This is a genomic window from Parabacteroides caeci (assembly GCF_023656795.1).
In the GTDB taxonomy this organism is placed as follows: domain Bacteria; phylum Bacteroidota; class Bacteroidia; order Bacteroidales; family Tannerellaceae; genus Parabacteroides; species Parabacteroides segnis.
The window spans coordinates 12493-31553 of the sequence record NZ_JAMOKT010000074.1; the positions used below are offsets into that span (position 1 = coordinate 12493).

At 42.3% G+C, this 19061-nt stretch carries 18 protein-coding genes and 1 pseudogene; 5 read left to right on the plus strand and 14 right to left on the minus strand.

Features of this window, described 5'->3' with window-relative positions; genetic code table 11:
- Positions 1-21: 21 nt before the first annotated feature.
- The 6 genes from NBH15_RS25015 to NBH15_RS25040 all read right to left on the minus strand — a co-directional run bounded on the left by NBH15_RS25015 (position 22) and on the right by NBH15_RS25040 (position 7254).
- Positions 22-687: a DUF4136 domain-containing protein gene (locus tag NBH15_RS25015; protein ID WP_128134023.1), complete on the minus strand. Its 666-nt coding sequence runs from the start codon at positions 685-687 to the stop codon at positions 22-24.
- 224 nt (positions 688-911) lie between these two features.
- On the minus strand, positions 912-1592 hold the full coding sequence (locus tag NBH15_RS25020; protein ID WP_128134022.1) for a YiaD family glycine zipper/OmpA-like lipoprotein: 681 nt from the start codon (positions 1590-1592) through the stop codon (positions 912-914).
- A gap of 42 nt (positions 1593-1634) precedes the next feature.
- Entirely contained in the window at positions 1635-1961 is a 327-nt protein-coding gene (locus NBH15_RS25025) for a hypothetical protein (RefSeq protein WP_007652830.1), read from the minus strand.
- Between the two features lie 74 nt (positions 1962-2035).
- Positions 2036-2377: a DUF6565 domain-containing protein gene (locus NBH15_RS25030; protein WP_250823830.1), complete on the minus strand. Its 342-nt coding sequence runs from the start codon at positions 2375-2377 to the stop codon at positions 2036-2038.
- A 97-nt stretch (positions 2378-2474) separates the two neighbouring features.
- Entirely contained in the window at positions 2475-5063 is a 2589-nt protein-coding gene (clpB, locus tag NBH15_RS25035; RefSeq protein ID WP_250823831.1) for an ATP-dependent chaperone ClpB, read from the minus strand.
- A 262-nt stretch (positions 5064-5325) separates the two neighbouring features.
- Positions 5326-7254: an endonuclease MutS2 gene (locus NBH15_RS25040; protein WP_303227891.1), complete on the minus strand. Its 1929-nt coding sequence runs from the start codon at positions 7252-7254 to the stop codon at positions 5326-5328.
- Between the two features lie 448 nt (positions 7255-7702).
- Here NBH15_RS25040 and NBH15_RS25045 point away from each other — a divergent pair, with 448 nt between their 5' ends.
- The gene (locus NBH15_RS25045) at positions 7703-8152 is read left to right on the plus strand and encodes a hypothetical protein (RefSeq protein WP_128134019.1); all 450 of its coding nucleotides are present in this window, start codon (positions 7703-7705) and stop codon (positions 8150-8152) included.
- A gap of 397 nt (positions 8153-8549) precedes the next feature.
- On the opposite strand, the gene NBH15_RS25050 is transcribed toward NBH15_RS25045, so the two are convergent.
- Genes NBH15_RS25050 through NBH15_RS25070 form a run of 5 tightly spaced genes read right to left on the minus strand, consistent with a single transcriptional unit; the run spans position 8550 to position 11990 of the window.
- Entirely contained in the window at positions 8550-9083 is a 534-nt protein-coding gene (locus NBH15_RS25050; protein WP_128134017.1) for a GNAT family N-acetyltransferase, read from the minus strand.
- 4 nt (positions 9084-9087) lie between these two features.
- Positions 9088-9246, minus strand: coding sequence for a hypothetical protein (locus NBH15_RS25055; RefSeq protein WP_158579651.1), 159 nt, complete (start codon positions 9244-9246; stop codon positions 9088-9090).
- Between the two features lie 27 nt (positions 9247-9273).
- Positions 9274-10053 carry an ADP-ribosylglycohydrolase family protein gene (locus tag NBH15_RS25060; protein WP_128134016.1) on the minus strand — a complete coding sequence of 260 codons (780 nt, stop codon included), beginning with the start codon at positions 10051-10053 and terminating at the stop codon, positions 9274-9276.
- Between the two features lie 29 nt (positions 10054-10082).
- Positions 10083-10601 (minus strand): phospholipase D-like domain-containing protein, encoded by a 519-nt coding sequence (locus NBH15_RS25065; RefSeq protein ID WP_128134015.1) that lies wholly within the window; start codon positions 10599-10601, stop codon positions 10083-10085.
- Between the two features lie 30 nt (positions 10602-10631).
- Positions 10632-11990 (minus strand): DUF4886 domain-containing protein, encoded by a 1359-nt coding sequence (locus NBH15_RS25070; RefSeq protein WP_250823833.1) that lies wholly within the window; start codon positions 11988-11990, stop codon positions 10632-10634.
- Between the two features lie 157 nt (positions 11991-12147).
- Between NBH15_RS25070 and yaaA the strand changes: the two genes are divergently transcribed.
- From yaaA to NBH15_RS29435, 4 genes and pseudogenes are all read left to right on the plus strand, one after another.
- Positions 12148-12912: a peroxide stress protein YaaA gene (gene yaaA, locus NBH15_RS25075; RefSeq protein ID WP_007652812.1), complete on the plus strand. Its 765-nt coding sequence runs from the start codon at positions 12148-12150 to the stop codon at positions 12910-12912.
- 80 nt (positions 12913-12992) lie between these two features.
- On the plus strand, positions 12993-14039 hold the full coding sequence (locus NBH15_RS25080; RefSeq protein ID WP_250823834.1) for a 6-bladed beta-propeller: 1047 nt from the start codon (positions 12993-12995) through the stop codon (positions 14037-14039).
- 114 nt (positions 14040-14153) lie between these two features.
- Complete coding sequence (locus NBH15_RS25085) at positions 14154-14351, plus strand: hypothetical protein (RefSeq protein ID WP_007652805.1); 198 nt, start codon at positions 14154-14156, stop codon at positions 14349-14351.
- A pseudogene (locus NBH15_RS29435) lies at positions 14339-14437 on the plus strand (virulence protein); the annotation flags it as partial. The gene NBH15_RS25085 and the pseudogene NBH15_RS29435, both read left to right, overlap by 13 nt.
- Positions 14438-14501: 64 nt before the next feature.
- Here NBH15_RS29435 and NBH15_RS25090 read toward each other — a convergent pair.
- The 3 genes from NBH15_RS25090 to pheT form a co-directional block, all read right to left on the minus strand.
- Positions 14502-15242, minus strand: a complete 741-nt coding sequence (locus NBH15_RS25090) for a hypothetical protein (protein ID WP_250823835.1) — start codon at positions 15240-15242, stop codon at positions 14502-14504.
- 127 nt (positions 15243-15369) lie between these two features.
- Positions 15370-16101, minus strand: a complete 732-nt coding sequence (locus tag NBH15_RS25095) for a YebC/PmpR family DNA-binding transcriptional regulator (RefSeq protein ID WP_250823836.1) — start codon at positions 16099-16101, stop codon at positions 15370-15372.
- 35 nt (positions 16102-16136) lie between these two features.
- Positions 16137-18599 (minus strand): phenylalanine--tRNA ligase subunit beta, encoded by a 2463-nt coding sequence (gene pheT, locus NBH15_RS25100; protein WP_250823837.1) that lies wholly within the window; start codon positions 18597-18599, stop codon positions 16137-16139.
- Positions 18600-19061: the final 462 nt, after the last annotated feature.

Sequence of the window (19061 nt, forward strand, 5' to 3'; positions counted from 1 at the left end):
ATTTTACTGATTCGCGTTTAATTATTTCCTGATATATGGTGATTGAACAAATGCCTGATCAATTGCACGGATGGATAGCTGAGTATCGATCTTATTTGAACCGGACAATAAACCTGCCATATATGAAGTCCAGATAACCGGTAACTTTGCATCAGCAGTCTTTGGTGTCGGAGATTTCAGGTCGACCATTTCAGCAAGCAGTGAACCTACGCTGTAGCTGTAAACAACAGGGTACGGATAATACCAGTCGTGCCAGTCATAACCCCATGTCGGTCCCCATCCCGGTCTCCAGTAATTAGGTGCCCAATAACCTGGGTAACCCCACCACCAATAATTGTTGTCATACCAGTTTGTAAAATAATTTACATTTTCAACAAAAGAAACCTGCAAACCCAGGTCTGCTTCTTCTTTGTCCATTGTGCGAGTGTAACCACGGCTTTCCATGTTACTGATAATTGTGGAAGTGATATCGTCTGCTTCAGTTGCTGTCCAGTACTGAGGCTTCTCGCTGTTGCCAATTACCAGTACACTATCAGGAATGTAGAATGTGGTGAAAGACTTGAAATCGGTCTTACTATCATGATTTGTGTACACCACGAAATCATTATCCAGCTTTGACATATCCGGATCTTTCTGACAAGATGCCAGTAAAAGGATCAACAAGAAAAAAGGAATAATCTTTTTCATCTCATTTTAACGTTTAAAACAGTTTATACTATTATTTGTGCTTATATATAAGTCATTCATGAAACAACAAGAAATTAAAAAAGGTTCTCTTCGATGTTATTTTGACTGTGTTAATTAACTTGTTGTAAGACTTCAAAACGCTCGTAAACGATAGTTAAAACGAGAAAAGGCCCGGAATAACTTACGCTATACCAGGCCTTTCGATTATCTTTTAAAATAAATATTTATTTCAATGTCCCCTGTTGAGCATCCTGTATCATCTTTTCGTTGGCAAGGATCAGGATTTCCACACGGCGGTTCAGTGCACGTCCTTCCGGAGTGTCGTTGCTGGCAACAGGATCGTGAACGCCTTTGCCTTCATATTCCATGCGGCGACCGCTTACACCCTGGTCGACCATCATATAGTCGTATACGCTTTTAGCACGTTTTTCCGACAAAGTCTGGTTGTAGTCTACCTTACCGGTGTTATCGGTATAACCAACGATCTTGATGTCGGTATCCGGATTTTCGTTTAGGCTAACAGCCAGTTTACGCAATGCGCTACGTGAAGCATCACTCAGTGTACTTGAATTAGTGGCAAACAGAATACCTGAATCGAAAGTTACTTTCAGGGCTTCACCGTTATTGATGGTTTCAACAGTCGTTTCGGGAGGAAGGGTTGCTTCCAGTTCCTTCTTCTGTTTATCCATCTTCTTACCGATCAAAGCACCGGCCGTACCACCGACAGCAGCTCCGATAACTGCTCCTAATGCTGTATTACCGGCCAATGCACCGATACCAGCTCCGGCTGCTGCACCACCACCTACTCCGATAGCGGTTCCTTTTGCCGTATTATTCCATGTTCCACAACTTGTAAAGACTACTGCCATGCATAGCAGTACAGATAATAGTTTTAAATGTTTCATCTTTTTGCTCTTTTATAAACTTTATATGAATATAACAGTTTATCAATCGAACATGTTGATAGAATCGCAATATTCAAGCTCGCCCTGCACAATAAAGCCTATTGCCTCGGGATCGAATTTGCCAACGCCATCCTTCTGCGCATTCTTTACTACATATTCAATCAATTCATCCTCATCTATTTCAATGTCGGCATCATCGTCAGCATCGTCGTTCAGATAACCGCGTGATTCGTAGAAATCGTAGATCAGGTCTACAATATAATTGATATCGTCATTGCTGAATTTTCCTTTCAATTCCTGGGGAAGATAGTTCTGAATAAATTTTACAGATTCGTCTTCATCGTAAATCAAATCGTCTTTGTCGCTCATAACTTTTTCAGTTTAAATGGTTACATACTTATGCAAAGATATTGCTTTAATTGAGATTTAAAAAGAATTATATGCTATTTGATCAAATTGTCCAAAGCATTGTTTCCTTCCTTCAATATGTTGTCGATGATACCATGCTTTGTCTGGATTGTCAGATAAGTGGCTTTCAACTTTGTGATGCCTATCATTTCATCTGTAGAAAGTTCGGAACTATACTTATCATATTTTGTTTCGGCAAATTCGATATATTTCTTTTCCACTTCTTCCCAATCTGCCTTAGAATACTTATCGGCACCAGCCTGTACTTTTTCTACGAACTTCGTGAAGTCCTTTACATACGAATCTTTAGATTCCCCGCAACCGCTTAATGTAAAGAGGGCCATCACAGCAACCATCATCATTAAAAACCTTTTCATATTCTTTTCCTTTTTAGATTAATGTTGCAAATGTAAACAAAAAAAGACCCGGATTTACAACAAACCCGAGTCTTAATCAATTTTCAATTTTTAATTTTCAATTCTTAAAGACCAGCCCCTCCCCTTCGCGATCGATCGTGATCGGACGGTTCTTGTCGATCTTCATGCCCAGAATTTCCTTCGACAGTTCGTTGAGGACATATTTCTGGATGGCACGTTTCACAGGACGGGCACCGAACTGGGAATCATAACCGGCATCCGAGATAAAGTCGAGAGCGGCATCGGTAAAGTTCAAAGCGATACCGTTGTTTGCCAGCATCTTTTTCACACTGTTCAACTGTAAAGTGACAATCTTGCGAATCTCTTCCTCGTTCAGCGGAGTGAACATGATGATCTCGTCAATACGGTTCAGGAATTCCGGACGAATATTCTTCTTCAACAGCTCCAGCACTTGGATACGGGTTTCATCAATCACCTTTTCACGGTTGTCGGGCGTAATCTTCTCGAAACTTTCACGAATCAGCGATGACCCCATATTGCTGGTCATGATGATGATGGTATTCTTGAAGTTTACGACACGGCCCTTGTTGTCCGTCAGACGCCCGTCATCCAATACCTGCAAAAGAATATTGAATACATCCGGATGCGCCTTTTCAATCTCGTCGAAGAGAACAACAGAGTATGGCTTACGACGGATAGCTTCCGTCAACTGGCCGCCTTCATCGTAACCGACATATCCCGGAGGCGCACCGATCAAACGAGTCGCACTGAATTTTTCCTGATATTCGCTCATATCGATACGCGTCATCATATTTTCATCGTCAAACAGATATTCCGCCAACGCTTTGGCCAACTCTGTCTTACCGACACCTGTCGTACCGAGGAAGATAAAGGAACCAATCGGACGTTTCGGGTCCTGCAATCCGGCACGGCTACGACGTACGGCATCGGCTATCGCACTGATTGCCTCCTCCTGACCGATCACACGGGTATGCAGCTCGTCTTCCAAACGAAGCAGTTTGTCCCTTTCGCTCTGCAACATTTTATTAACAGGGATACCTGTCCAACGGGATACTACATCGGCAATATCTTCGCTGTCGACTTCCTCCTTGATCATAGCCGCAGCACCTTGCATCGTATGCAATTTGGCCTGTACTTCCTTGATCTCCTCTTCTTTGGCTTTTACTTTACCGTAACGGATTTCGGCCACTTTACCGTAGTCGCCTTCACGTTCGGCTTTGTCGGCTTCGAATTTCAGGTTCTCGATGTCTATCTTGTTCTGCTGGATCTTGTTGATCAATTCTTTTTCGCTTTCCCATTGAGCTTTCTGTTTTCTCTCTTCTTCTTTGAGGTTGGCGATTTCCTTGTTCAACTGCTCCAGCTTGCCTTTGTCGTTCTCACGTTTGATCGCTTCGCGTTCGATTTCCAACTGTTTGATACGACGGGTTACTTCGTCCAATGATTCCGGTACGGAATCTACTTGCAAACGCAGACGGGCGGCAGCCTCATCCATCAAGTCGATTGCCTTATCCGGCAAAAAACGGTCGGTGATATAACGGCTTGAAAGCTGGACGGCCGAAATGATTGCGTCGTCTTTGATACGAACCTTATGGTGGTTTTCGTATTTCTCCTTCAAACCACGCAGGATAGAAATAGTATCCAGTTCATCCGGCTCTTCGACCATGACCACCTGAAAACGACGCTCTAGGGCTTTATCCTTTTCAAAATATTTTTGATACTCATCCAGGGTAGTCGCACCAATGGAACGCAATTCGCCACGTGCCAATGCCGGCTTCAGGATATTGGCGGCATCCATAGCACCGTCGCCCTTTCCGGCCCCTACCAATGTATGTATTTCATCAATAAAGAGGATAATCTCACCTTCCGATTTGGTTACTTCATTAACAACCGACTTCAAACGTTCCTCAAATTCACCTTTATATTTGGCACCGGCAATCAAAGCTCCCATATCCAAAGAAAAAATCTGTTTCGATTTCAAATTCTCCGGAACGTCGCCACGTATAATACGATGTGCCAAACCTTCGGCGATAGCGGTCTTACCGACACCCGGCTCACCGATCAGGATCGGGTTGTTCTTTGTACGACGGCTCAGAATCTGCAATACACGACGGATTTCATCGTCACGGCCAATCACCGGGTCGAGCTTGCCGCTACGGGCACGTTCGTTCAGGTTGATGGCGTATTTGCTCAATGAGTCGTATGTATCTTCTGCGGACTGACTGGTTACCTTATTACCTTTACGCAATTCTTCGATCGCTTTTTTCAGTTCATTTTCCGTCACACCTGCATCTTTCAAGATCTGTGAAGCAGTACTCTTTACGGTGAATAAAGCGAGGATGATATGTTCCAGGGAAACATACTGGTCGCCCATCTTACCGGAATAGTCGATTGCTTTCTGCAAAACGGCATTCGATTCGCTTGACAGATAAGGTTCACCGCCGGATACTTTCGGATAGGATTCTATCTGACGATCCAGCACCATGTTCAGATTCTGGATATTCACACCCAGTTTCTGGAAAAGGAAGTTCGTTACGCTCTCGCCCGTCATAATGACAGCCTTAAGCAAATGAACAGGCTCAATCACTTGTTGGTTGTTCTTCTGAACCAACTGAACGGCCTGCTGAACAGCTTCCTGTGATTTGATTGTAAAATTGTTTAAATTCATATGCTATATTGTTTTCTTGTTATCTTTATTATTTTCAAATTCCACTGATATATCTACAAAAGAAATACCAAAATAAAAACAAGACATTTTGTCATATTTATACAAAATCAGAGAAAGATACCATGTCGTTCAGTCGGAAGTAACGACACATTACGTACTTTCGAAGAGAAAACAACAAGAAAGCAAAAAAGGTTTGCCGGATAGTGTTATATTCGCTCCGAAAACTGAATCTGAGAAATCACACCCCGAGAATAAGGAGTTTTTATTTTCTCTTTTTACTTACCAGCGTTAACCGTTTCAAGGCAACAGTGCTTCTCATCATGCCAAATGCAACAGTGGCCTGTTTTCCCTGTAACTCCAGAATAACGCCGACTGTCGGTTGTCCGTCCAGTTTCACGCTATCTCCTTTTTCGATAACGGCATTTTCGAGGAATTGCTTCCTGACAAAATTTTCTGCTTTCCCTTTTGATGATTCAAGAGCCCCGGCAGCCTCTATCGCCCTAGTTTCAATCGCTTTACGTTCAATGGCTGTTATCTCTTTCCGCTTATCTTCCCAATACAATTTATCCCGTGCGATAGATTGCAGGAAGTTATCCATATTGATAAAATCCTCACCCATTTTAGCAGACGAATCGACAATAATATCTTCCGGAAGACCGATCCTGCGAGCTACTTCAACAGCAAACGAACTTCCCGGACTACCGATGGAAAGCTTGTATAACGGCTGCATCCTTTCGGCATCGTAAAGCATGGCTCCGTTCACAACTCCGTCGGTCTCATAGGCAAAATGCTTCAGGTTCTGGAAATGGGTTGTTATTACCCCGAAGCTATGCTTCCGGTTAAACCGGTCGAGTATAGTTTCAGCGATAGCACCTCCGATTTGCGGTTCTGTACCGCTACCGAATTCATCTATCAGGATAAGCGTTTTATTATCACAGTTTTCTACAAAAAACTTCATATTGGTCAGATGCGAAGTATAAGTACTAAGACTATTTTCTATGCTCTGCCCGTCTCCTATATCGACAAAGATATGATCGAAAATACCTGTCCGCGAACTTTCATCCACAGGGATAAGAAGTCCGCACTGCAACATATATTGCAGCAAGGCAACCGTTTTCAGACAGAGAGACTTACCTCCGGCGTTTGCTCCGGAAACGATCAGTAACCTGTCCTTCCTGTTCAACCTGATATCCAAAGGGAACGCTTCCTTATTCTGTTGACGCAACTGTATATTCAGCAACGGATGCACAGCCTGTATCCATTCCACCTGTTGTTCATTTTCAAAGACCGGTTTGATCCCATTGATACGCAGGGCAAATGAAGCCTTGGCACGGATAAAGTCCATTTCACCCATAAAATGATAGGAACGCATCAGATCAGCAAGATGCGGGCGTACCAGATTTGTAAATTCGATCAATATCCTTGCAACCTCACGGCGCTCATCGTTCTCCAATTCACGAAGACGGCTACTGGCTGCTGCCACTGCTTCCGGTTCGATAAATACTGTTTTACCACTGCCTGAATCGGCATGTACCACGCCTTTGATCTTTCGTTTATTGGCTGCATTGACCGGAATCAACATATGGCCTTCACGCAGACTGGGTTGTGCATCCCTGCCGATAAGTCCTGCCGCCTGTGCCTCCCGTATCGCTATCTGCATATTGCGGGTAATGGCTTTAGCCGCTTCGGCCTTGTCCCTGCGTATATCCGCAAGCCGGCGCGAAGCATTATCTTTCACCTGGCAGGATTTATCCAATATGGAATTGGCTTTATCAATCAACAAGGGGAAAACGGTTATCTGACCGGCCATAAATGTCAATGAAGGATACTTCATTCTTCCGGTATCCGTCCTGGCATTATGCAGAAAGGCTACTATATTGCTGATAGTCTGAAGAGAATTCATCAACCCGGCTATTTCTTCTTCCGAAAGCCATGCCGTTATATCCTCTCCTATCCGTTGAAGGGTATCGCGGACATCCAAAAAGAAATCGACCGGGAAATCTTCTTTATTACGCAAGATTTGTAAAAACTCCCCTGTCTGTTCCAACCATTTGGCAATGGTGACATAGTCTGTCGAAAAGTCCATCGCTGCGACCTTTTCTTCTCCCAGAGTACTTAAACATTTTTCTGTAACAAACTGGCGAATTGTATCTATACCTATTCTTTGTTCAAAATTATTCGGGTAAATCATGTTCTCATTACTATAACATTGGCCGTCCATTAAATTAATAGACCAATATCTGTTTATAAAATAGTTTATTTAGAAAATGAGATTATCCATATTCCGACAGAATACCAACAAAATGATTAATCCGCCTCTCGCAAATACGCGAAGCTGATCGTTAGTATAATGACATCTCAAAGACCGGAGATGTGAACTCGAAATACGGATTTATACCGATGCACTAAACATAAAAAGGTTATTATATTGTTTTATTTACTCTGTTCGTACCGCAAAGATAGTTTGTTTTTTTAGATTTACAAGAGGCTTTCTGTCTTTGAGTCATTTTTTTAATACCTTTGCGCTCAGATATTTCCAGTTTGAACGCATTATCTATTATGCAATTATGATGAAAAAAAGTATATCCGTCTTATTATTATTCTGTACATTCATATGCTTGTCATGTAACAAGTACCTCTTGAATGAAAAAGACAAGGAAGAAGAAAAAGAGGATATTTTTATTGAAGCATTCGACGGCTTTACAGACGTAGACCTATCCAAACGGAGCAATTGGATATTGGCAATGAATTATTCTTACATATATGATTACACTATAGACGGGAAAATGATTAAATCTTTTCCCAAAGATGAACCCTGTTATATTCCAGGCTTATTTATAGGAACAAACAACAATGGCGAAGACTGGCTTGCTCCGGGAGCTGGTCCGTTTATACTCTTTGCCTCACCTAGTTTTTACTCCAATTTCATATACGGAACTTCCGATACTGCCTCTATAAAGATTTTTGATCAAACAACCGAAGAAAAGTTATTAGCAGCCGATTGTCTATATTGTCAATATTCAGGAAAAGCATCTATAAGCATTTCCGGTACTCTGGTTCATTACAATGCTTTATTGGATTTGAATTGAAGAATGTTCCGGCCTCCGCTACTGTCATGCTGGACAACCAGATGTCAATCAAACCATTCAGGGACAAAAAGAACCCACAACATTATAAAGCGATTGTATTTGCTTATTGGGGGGAGGAATATTCACAAGTACATATAACAATGAACAACAAGACTTACATTGTCAAATTAATTCCTCATATTAACTTGCCCGATGAAAATAGTTATGCAACCCCAAGTATATCCCGCCACATAAAAAGTGATACATATTACAAATTCACCTTGTCTTTTGACAAAGAGAAGGATACATTTACTATTGGGGATATACAGAATGAGGTATGGAGTAAAGTTTCTATTTTATAGGTTATACCCCATATTATAAGACTCAACAAGCGATGCCCTTCATTTGTAGCATATTATTATAAAGTTAACGGATATAAATCATAAAATAAAAGGACTGTTTTATCGGCATCTTCCAGTATATCTTCTTTTCTTAGGTACTCGAAACCATTCTTTAAGTAAAAAGGAAGGGCTATCCGCAAGGCATCAACAGTAATAAAACCACATCCCGTTCTATTATCGGTAACAAACATTTTCTTGATAAAGAAGAGTATATCAGAACCCAAATGTTCATGTTGATACTTTTTACTTACAGCAAGTCTACCTATTTTCACTGCTGGATAATCATTCCTATGCTTTGCATGAGGAAAACGTTTTTTTATTCTGCGCCACGTAGCTTTATCACTCTCCGGGATAGATATTTTATCATTAGACAAACTAAAATAGGCAACAATGTCATCATCTGAAACCATTAGATAAGTAACAGAAAGCAAGCGTTGTTTATAAGGTAACGCATCTTCTACCAGAAAATTATTCAGATCATTATCTCCACAGTCAAAAGGTCTTAGCTGATAATTTTCCGATAACTTAATTATTCGGAAATTGGATCTCATACTTCTAAAATTTAAATGTCATCATTTTATTTATTCGTTGAAATCCTTCGTTCATTCGTTCCAGTTCTTCTTTACTGGCCTTTTTGCGCTGTTCTATTTTATAAATAAAATTGACAGCATCTTCGCCCTTTAGGACAGGTGTTGGTTTAATTTGTCGTGCCATAATATTTAATATTTTAGTCGTACAAAGTTAACAAGAAATTTCTTTCACAACAATCAATTGACCTATTATTTCATTAAACTTTTCCGGTATTCGTTTTTTGATTTCCCGCTTTATATCTTCCGGCATTCCATAATAAGCCTCTGCAATCCCGCCTGTTATGCAAGCCAGCGTATCGCTATCGCCACCCAGCGAAACAGCCAGACGAATGGCATGCTCAAAATCCGAACTATCCAGAAAGGCAATGATCGCTTCGGGAACGGTTCCCTGGCAACTAACATCAAAAGAATAGTCCGGACGAACGTCATCACAGGAACGGTCCAGGTCGTAAGAAAAGACGGTTTCTATATATTGCTTGATCTCCTGTTTGCACTTTCCGCTTCGTGCCAGGAAAATAGCGGCAGCAGTGGCTTGTGCTCCTTTTATCCCTTCGGGGTGATTATGAGAGACAATAGCCGTTTCCTTAGCCACTTCCAATGTCTTTTCCAATGAATCGAATTTCCATCCGACAGCACTTACCCGCATCGCCGAACCATTTCCCCAACTATTATAAGGTAACGGATTCTCTTCCATAAGCCAGTAACTGAAACGGCCACCATAACCGCCCATCGGACAAGGATATTCAGCTGAATACCGCTGCATAACCTTCACCAGGTCTCCCCCATTCAACAACCAGTCCGCAACGGCTACTGTCATGATTGTATCGTCGGTATAATCGCTTTCGTCCGTAAACAGCGGGAAGTCCGTTGTCTTTATATTATCAAACTCATAAACGGAGCCAATGATGTCTCCAGCTATTGCACCTGTCATAATTCTATCTTTTACAAAGTTTCAATTTATTATTCACTAACAATCCTGTCCGAACAAAACTTCTTCCGTTTACAGGTCTTACAGGGAATCCCCATCCACAAACAGTCAAATTGGTCGACAGCCTCTTTCACCAGTTCTTCCACCGAAGTAAATATTCCCGCTTCAAAGTTGCGGTTATCTTTTCCTTTCATACCCAAAGCGGCTCCCGTTAAGTTTGCCGACCCAATATAGGCCTGCTTCAAGTCGAATATCAACAGCTTGAAATGGACACGCGGACACAATACACGTTCCATCCGGCTCCAAAGCAAGGGATATTTATCGAAGTCGTCCCGAAAGTTCTGTCCCGGTTCTTTGGCATGGACCAGACGGACCTCCACACCTTCCTTCACCTTTTGTTCCAGTAGTTTCAACAGAGGGACGGCATTCTTTCCTTCCTTGATATAAAGGTCCTTAATATCGGCCGTCCCGATCCAGATCGTCCGCCTGGCTTGCCGGATAGCTTCGATAAAGAAGGTATAATGTTGTTCGTTTTTAATGTACTGTAGCATAAATAGTAACTTCTCTGATATTGGCCGCAATTAATCGATTGGTGCCGTTACGGTAAAAGGTGTATTACAGGCATTTATAGCTGCCTGTTGGCATATTCTAAAATTCTTTTCCGTAACAGAGTTATCTCCATACACATCAAGGAAAGGAGTATCAGAAAGTTCGACTTTGTAAATAGAGGTTATTAATGCCTGAAACAGCGTGCAAGAGGCAGTATATCGACCTATACCACAATCAAGATGACGATAATCTCTCGTTATATCCAACGGAGAATTGTTCAAGCTCGTATTTCTTAAGTTCTGGATTGCGGTACCGACCGGCACCAGTATATCCACCTCAGATTGGTTCATCATTACTTTCGTCGCATTGATGATGGCTTTGTACATCTTCTGTTGATTATATCCGTACTTGCCAAAATATTCTTCCTGACATCCGGTTCCATATGCCCAGGGCATTTGCCAGGCAATAACAGGTTTGGATTTACGACATTCGTTTTTTGCAATATCAATCAAACTGGAAAGAACAGGCTGATAAGTCTGATACCTTCCCGCATCATAAGAAACTTGTTGAAAGGTTATGATATTCCAGTCAGCATACTGTAATGCTTGCTTCAATGTAAAATTATCCGATATAGTCGTCCACTCCATTTGATCATTTGTAACTTGATATATACCGATGGGAGAATTCTCCATATAACCTTCATAAAACTTTCTTAGAGAAGCTCCTCCCGCAATGAGGTGACCGATACAAATATGACTCAAACCGACTGATTTAATAATCCTTGGCAACCCACTTGTCGCATCTTCCGTAAAACTATTACCAATGCATAATATTTTCAACGCAGCAGGATTGACAGGAAGATGTTGCTTCTTATCAGACAAATGATTATTACTTTTCTGCCTCATAAACCGGAGGATCGTTCTGTCGGTATAATAAAAATAGAAGAAATGCCTTGACTCTATTATATTTTTAAGGACAGGGATGTCAGGCATATCCAAAGGCATGCCGGCCTGTATAGTCGTACTTTTTTCGTTTATCGACCAATTTCCTCTGCCATCGACATCTATAGACTGAAGGTTTGATTCGGAATTTGGTATGTTCGATAGGGCCTTTATATCGGTATTGACTCCATTGATCAACCAATTATTATTGTTTCCGATAGTTGTATAAAAGACTTTCTTTCCGGCGGGAAAAGAGATGACACTATTATCGCTGAACACAATCTCGAAGAAACCGGACGTTTGCTTAATTTCCCGAATGGACAAATCATTTTGCAAAGCCTGAAATAACAGTTCCTGAGAGACCCCAACCCAATCATCGCCTTCCTCTTTTTCCGCACATGAAATATTCAAAAGGAAAAACAAGCAAGCGAACAAAACATGTATCCTCATACCAACATTCATTTTATGCAGGCAAATATATAATATAACTTGATTTAACGGATTTCTAAATAAATAAAATAAATTAAACGCATAAAGATTTAACAACAGCACCAAGTTGTATTTGTTATTGTTACTTTTACCTGTTGAAACAGATAAATAAATTAGTATGCTGATTATATTGACCTCGGCCAAAACAATGACCGGTACATCCAAAATAAAAGCTCCTGCCGGGACGATGCCGCGTTTCGCACAGGAAGCGAATGAAATAGCCCTGAATATGGCACAGTTCTCTACCGACGACCTGAAAAAGATTCTGAAACTGAATCCCAAACTGGCATTGGAGAATTACAACCGGTTTCAGGAATTCCATACCGCAGAGGTACACTCCTTACAGGCATTACTGGCTTATACCGGAGTTGTTTTCAAGAATATCAACCCCAAAGATTTCACGGAAGATGATTTCCTGTATGCAAACGACCATCTGAGGATCGCCTCCATCTGCTACGGACTGCTGCGTCCGCTCGACCTGATCAAGCCTTACCGGATGGAATATGAGGTGAAGCTGCCGGAGCTGGGAGAAGGAAATATGTATAATTATTGGCGTCCGCGTCAGACAGAACTGCTGATCGACGAAGTAAAAAAGAGCGATAACATCCTGATAAACCTTGCCAGCCAGGAAATACAGGGGGCGTACGACTGGAAGAAAGTCGGGAGCACCGTCCGCATCATCACACCGGAGTTCAAGGTATGGAAAGACGGAAAAGCGCAGACTATCGTGATCTACATGAAGATGGCCCGCGGGCAGATGACACGATATATACTGAAAAACAGGATCACTGATCCGGAAGCTCTCAAAAATTTCTCCTGGGAAGGATTTACCTACGACGAGAGTCTGTCAAACGGGGACAACTGGGTTTTCCTGCAAAGCTAAATGAAAAGAAATTGCCGCTTCGTTCAATAATCCGGAGATAAAAGCGTTATATTTATGTTCCTTTTTAAATGAATGATGAAATGAAAAAGACCTGTTTGCTATTACTTTTGCTCGTTGGAATAATCTACATAAACGAAGGTTACAAGATTATAAGCGAAGATATGCCGGTGAAAAGCACCACCGAAGGCTCCCTCTCAGACGTTGCCGACGAAGTGATCGCCATTCCGCTGGAAACAACATCCGACTGCCGGCTGAAACATGCCACACAGATCAAGCGCGACAGGAATGAATTGTTCCTGGTAAGCAACGGCCAGCTTTTTCATTTCGACTGCTCCGGCAAATTCCTTAGCCGGATCACCAGCAATAAGCATTTCCAGGTTACCGATTACGTCATCGATCCGCTCGAAAAGCAACTGGTCGTCATGGACGACCGGGAAAACGTTTATTATTATGATTACGACGGGACGTTGCTGGATAGGAAAAGCCTTGCCGGAATCAATCCGTTGAAAACCCCTACCCGCCTGATGTACCACAATCGCCATATATGGATGACGGCACAATCGTTATCGCCTTCCGAAGAGGGGACCGGCAAACAATGTGTCAACCAATGGCTCTATAAATTCGATACGACATTCAACCTCCAGGATACCCGCAAACTGACGGCTGCCGACTTGGGACGGTTCTATCTGGGTGCCTGCTTCTCTACCGAACTGTCCGTTGCCAACGGGAATGTCTACGCCTATTCTCCTTCCACCCAGCCGGACGAGTTGCTGGCGGATACGCTTTACCTAATCAGACGGAACAAACTGAATATACATGAGGAATATTCCTCAATCCTCCCCCTCTGCATAGCCGGACGTTATCTGGTTTCCACTTACTCGGATGCGACTGATACGGATAAGAATTACACGTTCTGTTACGATCGCCGGGAAGACTACGCCTATAATGTAACAGGAGGCTTCGAAGATAATTTCTACCATACGGGAAGGGTTCCCGACCTGAAATCACTGGATATTTATAACAATTCTTTCTGTTATTGCCGTTCAGGAGAAGAAGTAAAGAAAGCATTCCCGGATCGTACGAAAGAAGATAATCCGGTGCTGTTCATTGTCAGGATGAAGGCTTGACGCGAACCTAGATTGTTTTTGCATAAACCAACATTACATTAAAAAACATTCTTTGATATACAGGAAACAGGAATAATAATTATCTTTGCTTATATTATTAAAACGATTAAAAAGATGAAAAAAGGAGATGTAGCAAAAGCAGATCCCCGGCTCACCGGGTTAAATGAGTGGGTAGAAGGAACGGTGATTGATGTGGAACACAATCCTTTTAAGGGAATAGTTATTGCCATCAAGGATAAATTAGGCCGTATCTTTTTCGGTGAACAGAAATATTTCATACCATCAAAACCAGATACTGTATGTATGCAATAGCATTCGACATGATGATTGCCGACCTTCGTTTGCATTACGGTGAACCTTACAATAATGCATATTTCGAGATCAAAACAGAATACAGGTATATCTAAATCAGTTTGTGCCGAGGCTTAACTGATATCAGACATACCTGTAAATAAAAAGTTATCAGAACAATCTGCCGCAAAAGCGGAGTTTCATAACCGGATAAACTGTCAGTTTATCTACGATTTTTGTGAAACTGTCGTCTCCGTCGGTTGAAGTACTGCCCAGGATTCCGGCATCAGTATACACTTTGGGAGTTCCGTGGAACTGAACACCTAATTCAAACTGTACGCCGATACGCTTTTTAGGAACTGCACGTCCGAAACCTACTCCCAGATAAGGACGGAATCCGGCTGCTTTAAGACCGCCGGCGATATTACCATCCTTGTCTACCGGGATTGTCTGATCACCGATAACAATACCAGCCTTTCCACCTTCGTTCACATATTCCTTCAACTCATCACTGTGGCCAGTGATCTTCACTAACTTGGAACCTCCGAAATAAGCACCGGCCGTCACAAAAAAAGAAGAACTCAGGAACGGATAGTAGTTCACCAATAATTCTCCGGAAGCACGGCTCATACTACCTTTAAGGTCAAGCATACTCGGATAGCTTCCCAAATCAGGATCATTCAGTTCCACATCCACATCTGTGCTGATTTTAATACCCGGCATAAACGAAACACCTCCACGGATGGCAAAATGGGGAGTGACCGGAGTCGCTACATCAACGCCAATACCTGTTGTTCCGGCACTTACACCAACTGAAAGAGAATTGAAAATCCCCAGCTCTTTCTGAGCGGAGACATAAGAAGAAATTACACTCATAGCTATGAGTGCACACATGAAAATTACCCTTTTCATATCCAATAGAGTTATTATTAATACTAGTCGCTGCAAAAATAATAAAATAAATATAATTTACATAAAAAAAGAAGTGATACCGATACTTATTCGATACCACTTCTTTTTTATAAGGTCAAAGCGAATGTTATTCTTCTCCGCTTTCGTCTTCCTTCATATTATGGAATACATTCTGTACGTCGTCATCTTCTTCCAGCTTTTCAATCAGCTTATCCAATGTTTCACGCTGTTCGGCTGTCACTTCTTTCAGATCGTTCGGGATACGAACAAACTCGCTGCTTGTGATTTCGTAACCGTTCTCTTCCAAATATTTCTGGATAGCGGAGTTCTGAGCAAATTCGCCGTAGATAACGACTTCGTCTTCGTCTTCGTCTACTTCATCCACTCCATAATCAATCAGTTCCAGTTCCAGGTCTTCCAACGAAATACCATCTTTCTTGTTGATATGGAATACACATTTATGATCGAACAGGAATTCAAGGCTACCGCTTGTACCCAGTGAACCACCGTGCTTATTGAAATAACTGCGCACATTGGCAACCGTACGGGTTGTATTATCGGTCGCTGTTTCCACGAAGATAGCAATACCGAACGGGCCGTAACCTTCATAAGTCATCTCCTTATAACCGGAGAAATCTTTTTCTACAGCACGCTTAATGGCACGTTCCACATTTTCTTTCGGCATATTCTCCTTCTTTGCATTCTGCATCAAAGCACGCAAATGGGGGTTATTCTCCGGATCAGGACCACCTGCTTTCGCTGCAATAGTGATTTCCTTACCCAGTTTTGTGAATACGCGGGCCATGTTACCCCAACGTTTAAATTTTCTTGCTTTACGGAACTCAAACGCTCTTCCCATATTATATCTGTATTATATTATTATAAACTTTTGTCTTATCTCAATGATGCACCCAGTTTGCTTTCCAGATTCTTGCGGATCTTCTGCATGATCGCGTCGATCTGTTTGTCGTTCAATGTCTTCGTTTCATCTTGCAGGTAGAAACTTACGGCATACGATTTCTTTCCGGCCGGCAGGTTCTTGCCTTCGTAAACGTCGAACAGGGAAACCTCCTTCAACAGTTTACGTTCGCTTTCTTCGGCGATCTTTTCGATCTCAGCAAACTGAACGGACTTGTCCAGCAACAAGGCCAGGTCACGTTTTACTGCCGGGAATTTAGAGATCTCGGAGAATGTCACCTTATTCTTCTTTGTCTCCTTCATCAGCAATGTCCAGGACAACTCAGCATAATATACCTCGAAATCAATATCCATAGCCTTGCAGATCTTACGGTTTACGATACCGAACGTACCCAGTTCGCGGCCCGAAGTTGTTGTAATACTTACGCCTGTTGAATAAATATCATTGCTCAGGTTTCCGAAGACAACCTTCTTCAGATTCACGCCCAGACGGATAAGGATATTTTCCACATAGGCTTTCAGTTCATACACGGTAGCCTTTTCATCTGCATGCGCCCAACTGTTTTCCACACGGTCGCCGCAAACCCATAATCCCAGGCGATAGTCTTCCGAGAATTCGGCCAGTGTAGCGTCTTCACGCTTCTTCTCTACATTATAATCGTAGCAGTTGCCGAATTCGAAGAAACGGATATTGCCGTTCTTACGTTTCGCATTATGTTCGATGCTTTCCAGACCGCCGAACAACAATGTCTGACGCATACCGTTCAGGTCTGCACTCAACGGGTTCATCAGCATAACGCAATGAGAAGCCGGATAAGTAGTCAGTTCATCGTAATAAGCAGAACGTGTCAGCGAATTGTTCATGATCTCATTGAAACCTGAACCGCAAAGCTGTTCAGAGATCAGGTTCTGCAGATCGTAGCCACGGTCGGTAGCTGTCTTGTAGCTCAGGTTCGATTTTACACTGTCGCTGAACTCTATATTATTATATCCGTAGATACGGAGGATATCTTCAATTACATCGACATCACGCTGTACGTCGATACGGTAAACCGGCACATGGATGGTCAAGCCTTCGGTTGTTTCCGAAACGATTTCCATCTCCAGGCTGGCCAGAATACTCTTAACTGTCTCTACCGGAATGTCCTTACCGATCAGACTGTTGATCTTGTTGTAAGTCAGTTCTACCGTATAAGGCTGTACCGGATTCGGATAAATATCCTGGATAGATCCGGTAATCTTACCACCGGCAACTTCCTGGATCAACAGAGCGGCACGTTTCAATACATAGATTGTATTGTTAGCATCCAGACCGCGTTCGAAGCGGAAAGAAGCATCGGTGTTCAAACCGAAGCGACGAGCTGTCTTACGAATCCATGTCGGATGGAAACAAGCCGATTCAAGGAATACATCCGTAGTCTGCTCCGTCACACCTGAATCCAGGCCGCCGAACACACCACCGATACACATGGCTTCTTCCGTATTGCAGATCATCAGGTCACGATCGGTCAACGTACGTTCAACACCATCCAGGGTGACGAACTTGGTACCTTCCGGCATTGTCTTCACGATCACTTTATCGCCTGTCACCTTGCCTGCATCGAATGAATGCAGAGGCTGTCCCATTTCATGCAATACATAGTTGGTTACGTCCACTACGTTATTGATAGGACGCAAACCGATTATATTCAGACGGTTTTTCAACCATTCCGGACTTTCTTTCACTGTTACGCCCTTGATAGTAACACCGGAGTAACGGGGACATGCCTCCGTATTTTCAACGATCACTTCGATAGCCGGAGTTTCATCGTCGATCTTGAAAGCGTCGACAGACGGACGTTTCAGTTCTGTCGGCTTACCGTTCTGTTTCAGGTAAGCAGCCAGGTCGCGGGCAACCCCGAAATGGGAAGTTCCGTCCACACGGTTCGGAGTGATATCCACTTCCAGCACATAGTCGCTCTTTACATTATAATATTCCTTGGCAGGAGTTCCTACAACCGCATCAGCCGGAAGCACGATAATGCCGGCATGGTCTGTTCCGATACCGATCTCATCTTCCGCACAGATCATACCGTTCGACTCAACGCCACGGATTTTTGATCTTTTAATGGTAAAGACCTCGTCACCGTCATAGAGTTTCGTACCGTTCACAGCGACAACCACTTTCTGGCCTGCTGCGACATTGGGCGCACCGCAAACGATTTGCAAAGGTTCTTCCCCACCGACATTCACCGTCGTGATATGCAAGTGGTCAGAATTCGGGTGTTCCACACAAGTCAAAACTTCGCCGATAACCAGTCCTTCCAGTCCACCTTTGATCGTTTGAACTTCTTCTACTCCCCCGGTTTCCAAACCGATAGAGGTTAGTGCTGCTGATACTTCTTCGGGCTGCAAGTCGAAATCAAGATACTCTTTCAGCCAGTTGTAAGATATATTCATTGTTCTAAAATTTATTCAATCAAGTTTCTATGCGTCTGCGAGATTCCCCGCTTGCGGCAATTTGACTGGCAAAAGTACAAATAATAGAATAATTATTCAACGAGTGTACGGACTTTATTCTTACCATAAGCCAAAAAATCTTATTAATCAACGGTTATTTCATTTCCAAATCTTTGTCCAATATAAAAATTCAGCCTAATTTAGAGGCGTAATTCTTACTGAATATCAAAAAATACAAACACACTAGGGATAAAATATTTACTTAATCATTCATAATGTAATGTCTAACAGGATTCTATCAGTGCAATATATACTCATACTTGTCCTATTTTTTATTCTAAATCATTACTGTCCCGTAAAAGTGGATAAATAGTTCTTTGAAATAATTGAAATATAGTCTATTAGATACTACTTTTTAGGCGCGACGATTTGAAATCATACCTTTGAGGTCAATTAAGGTGA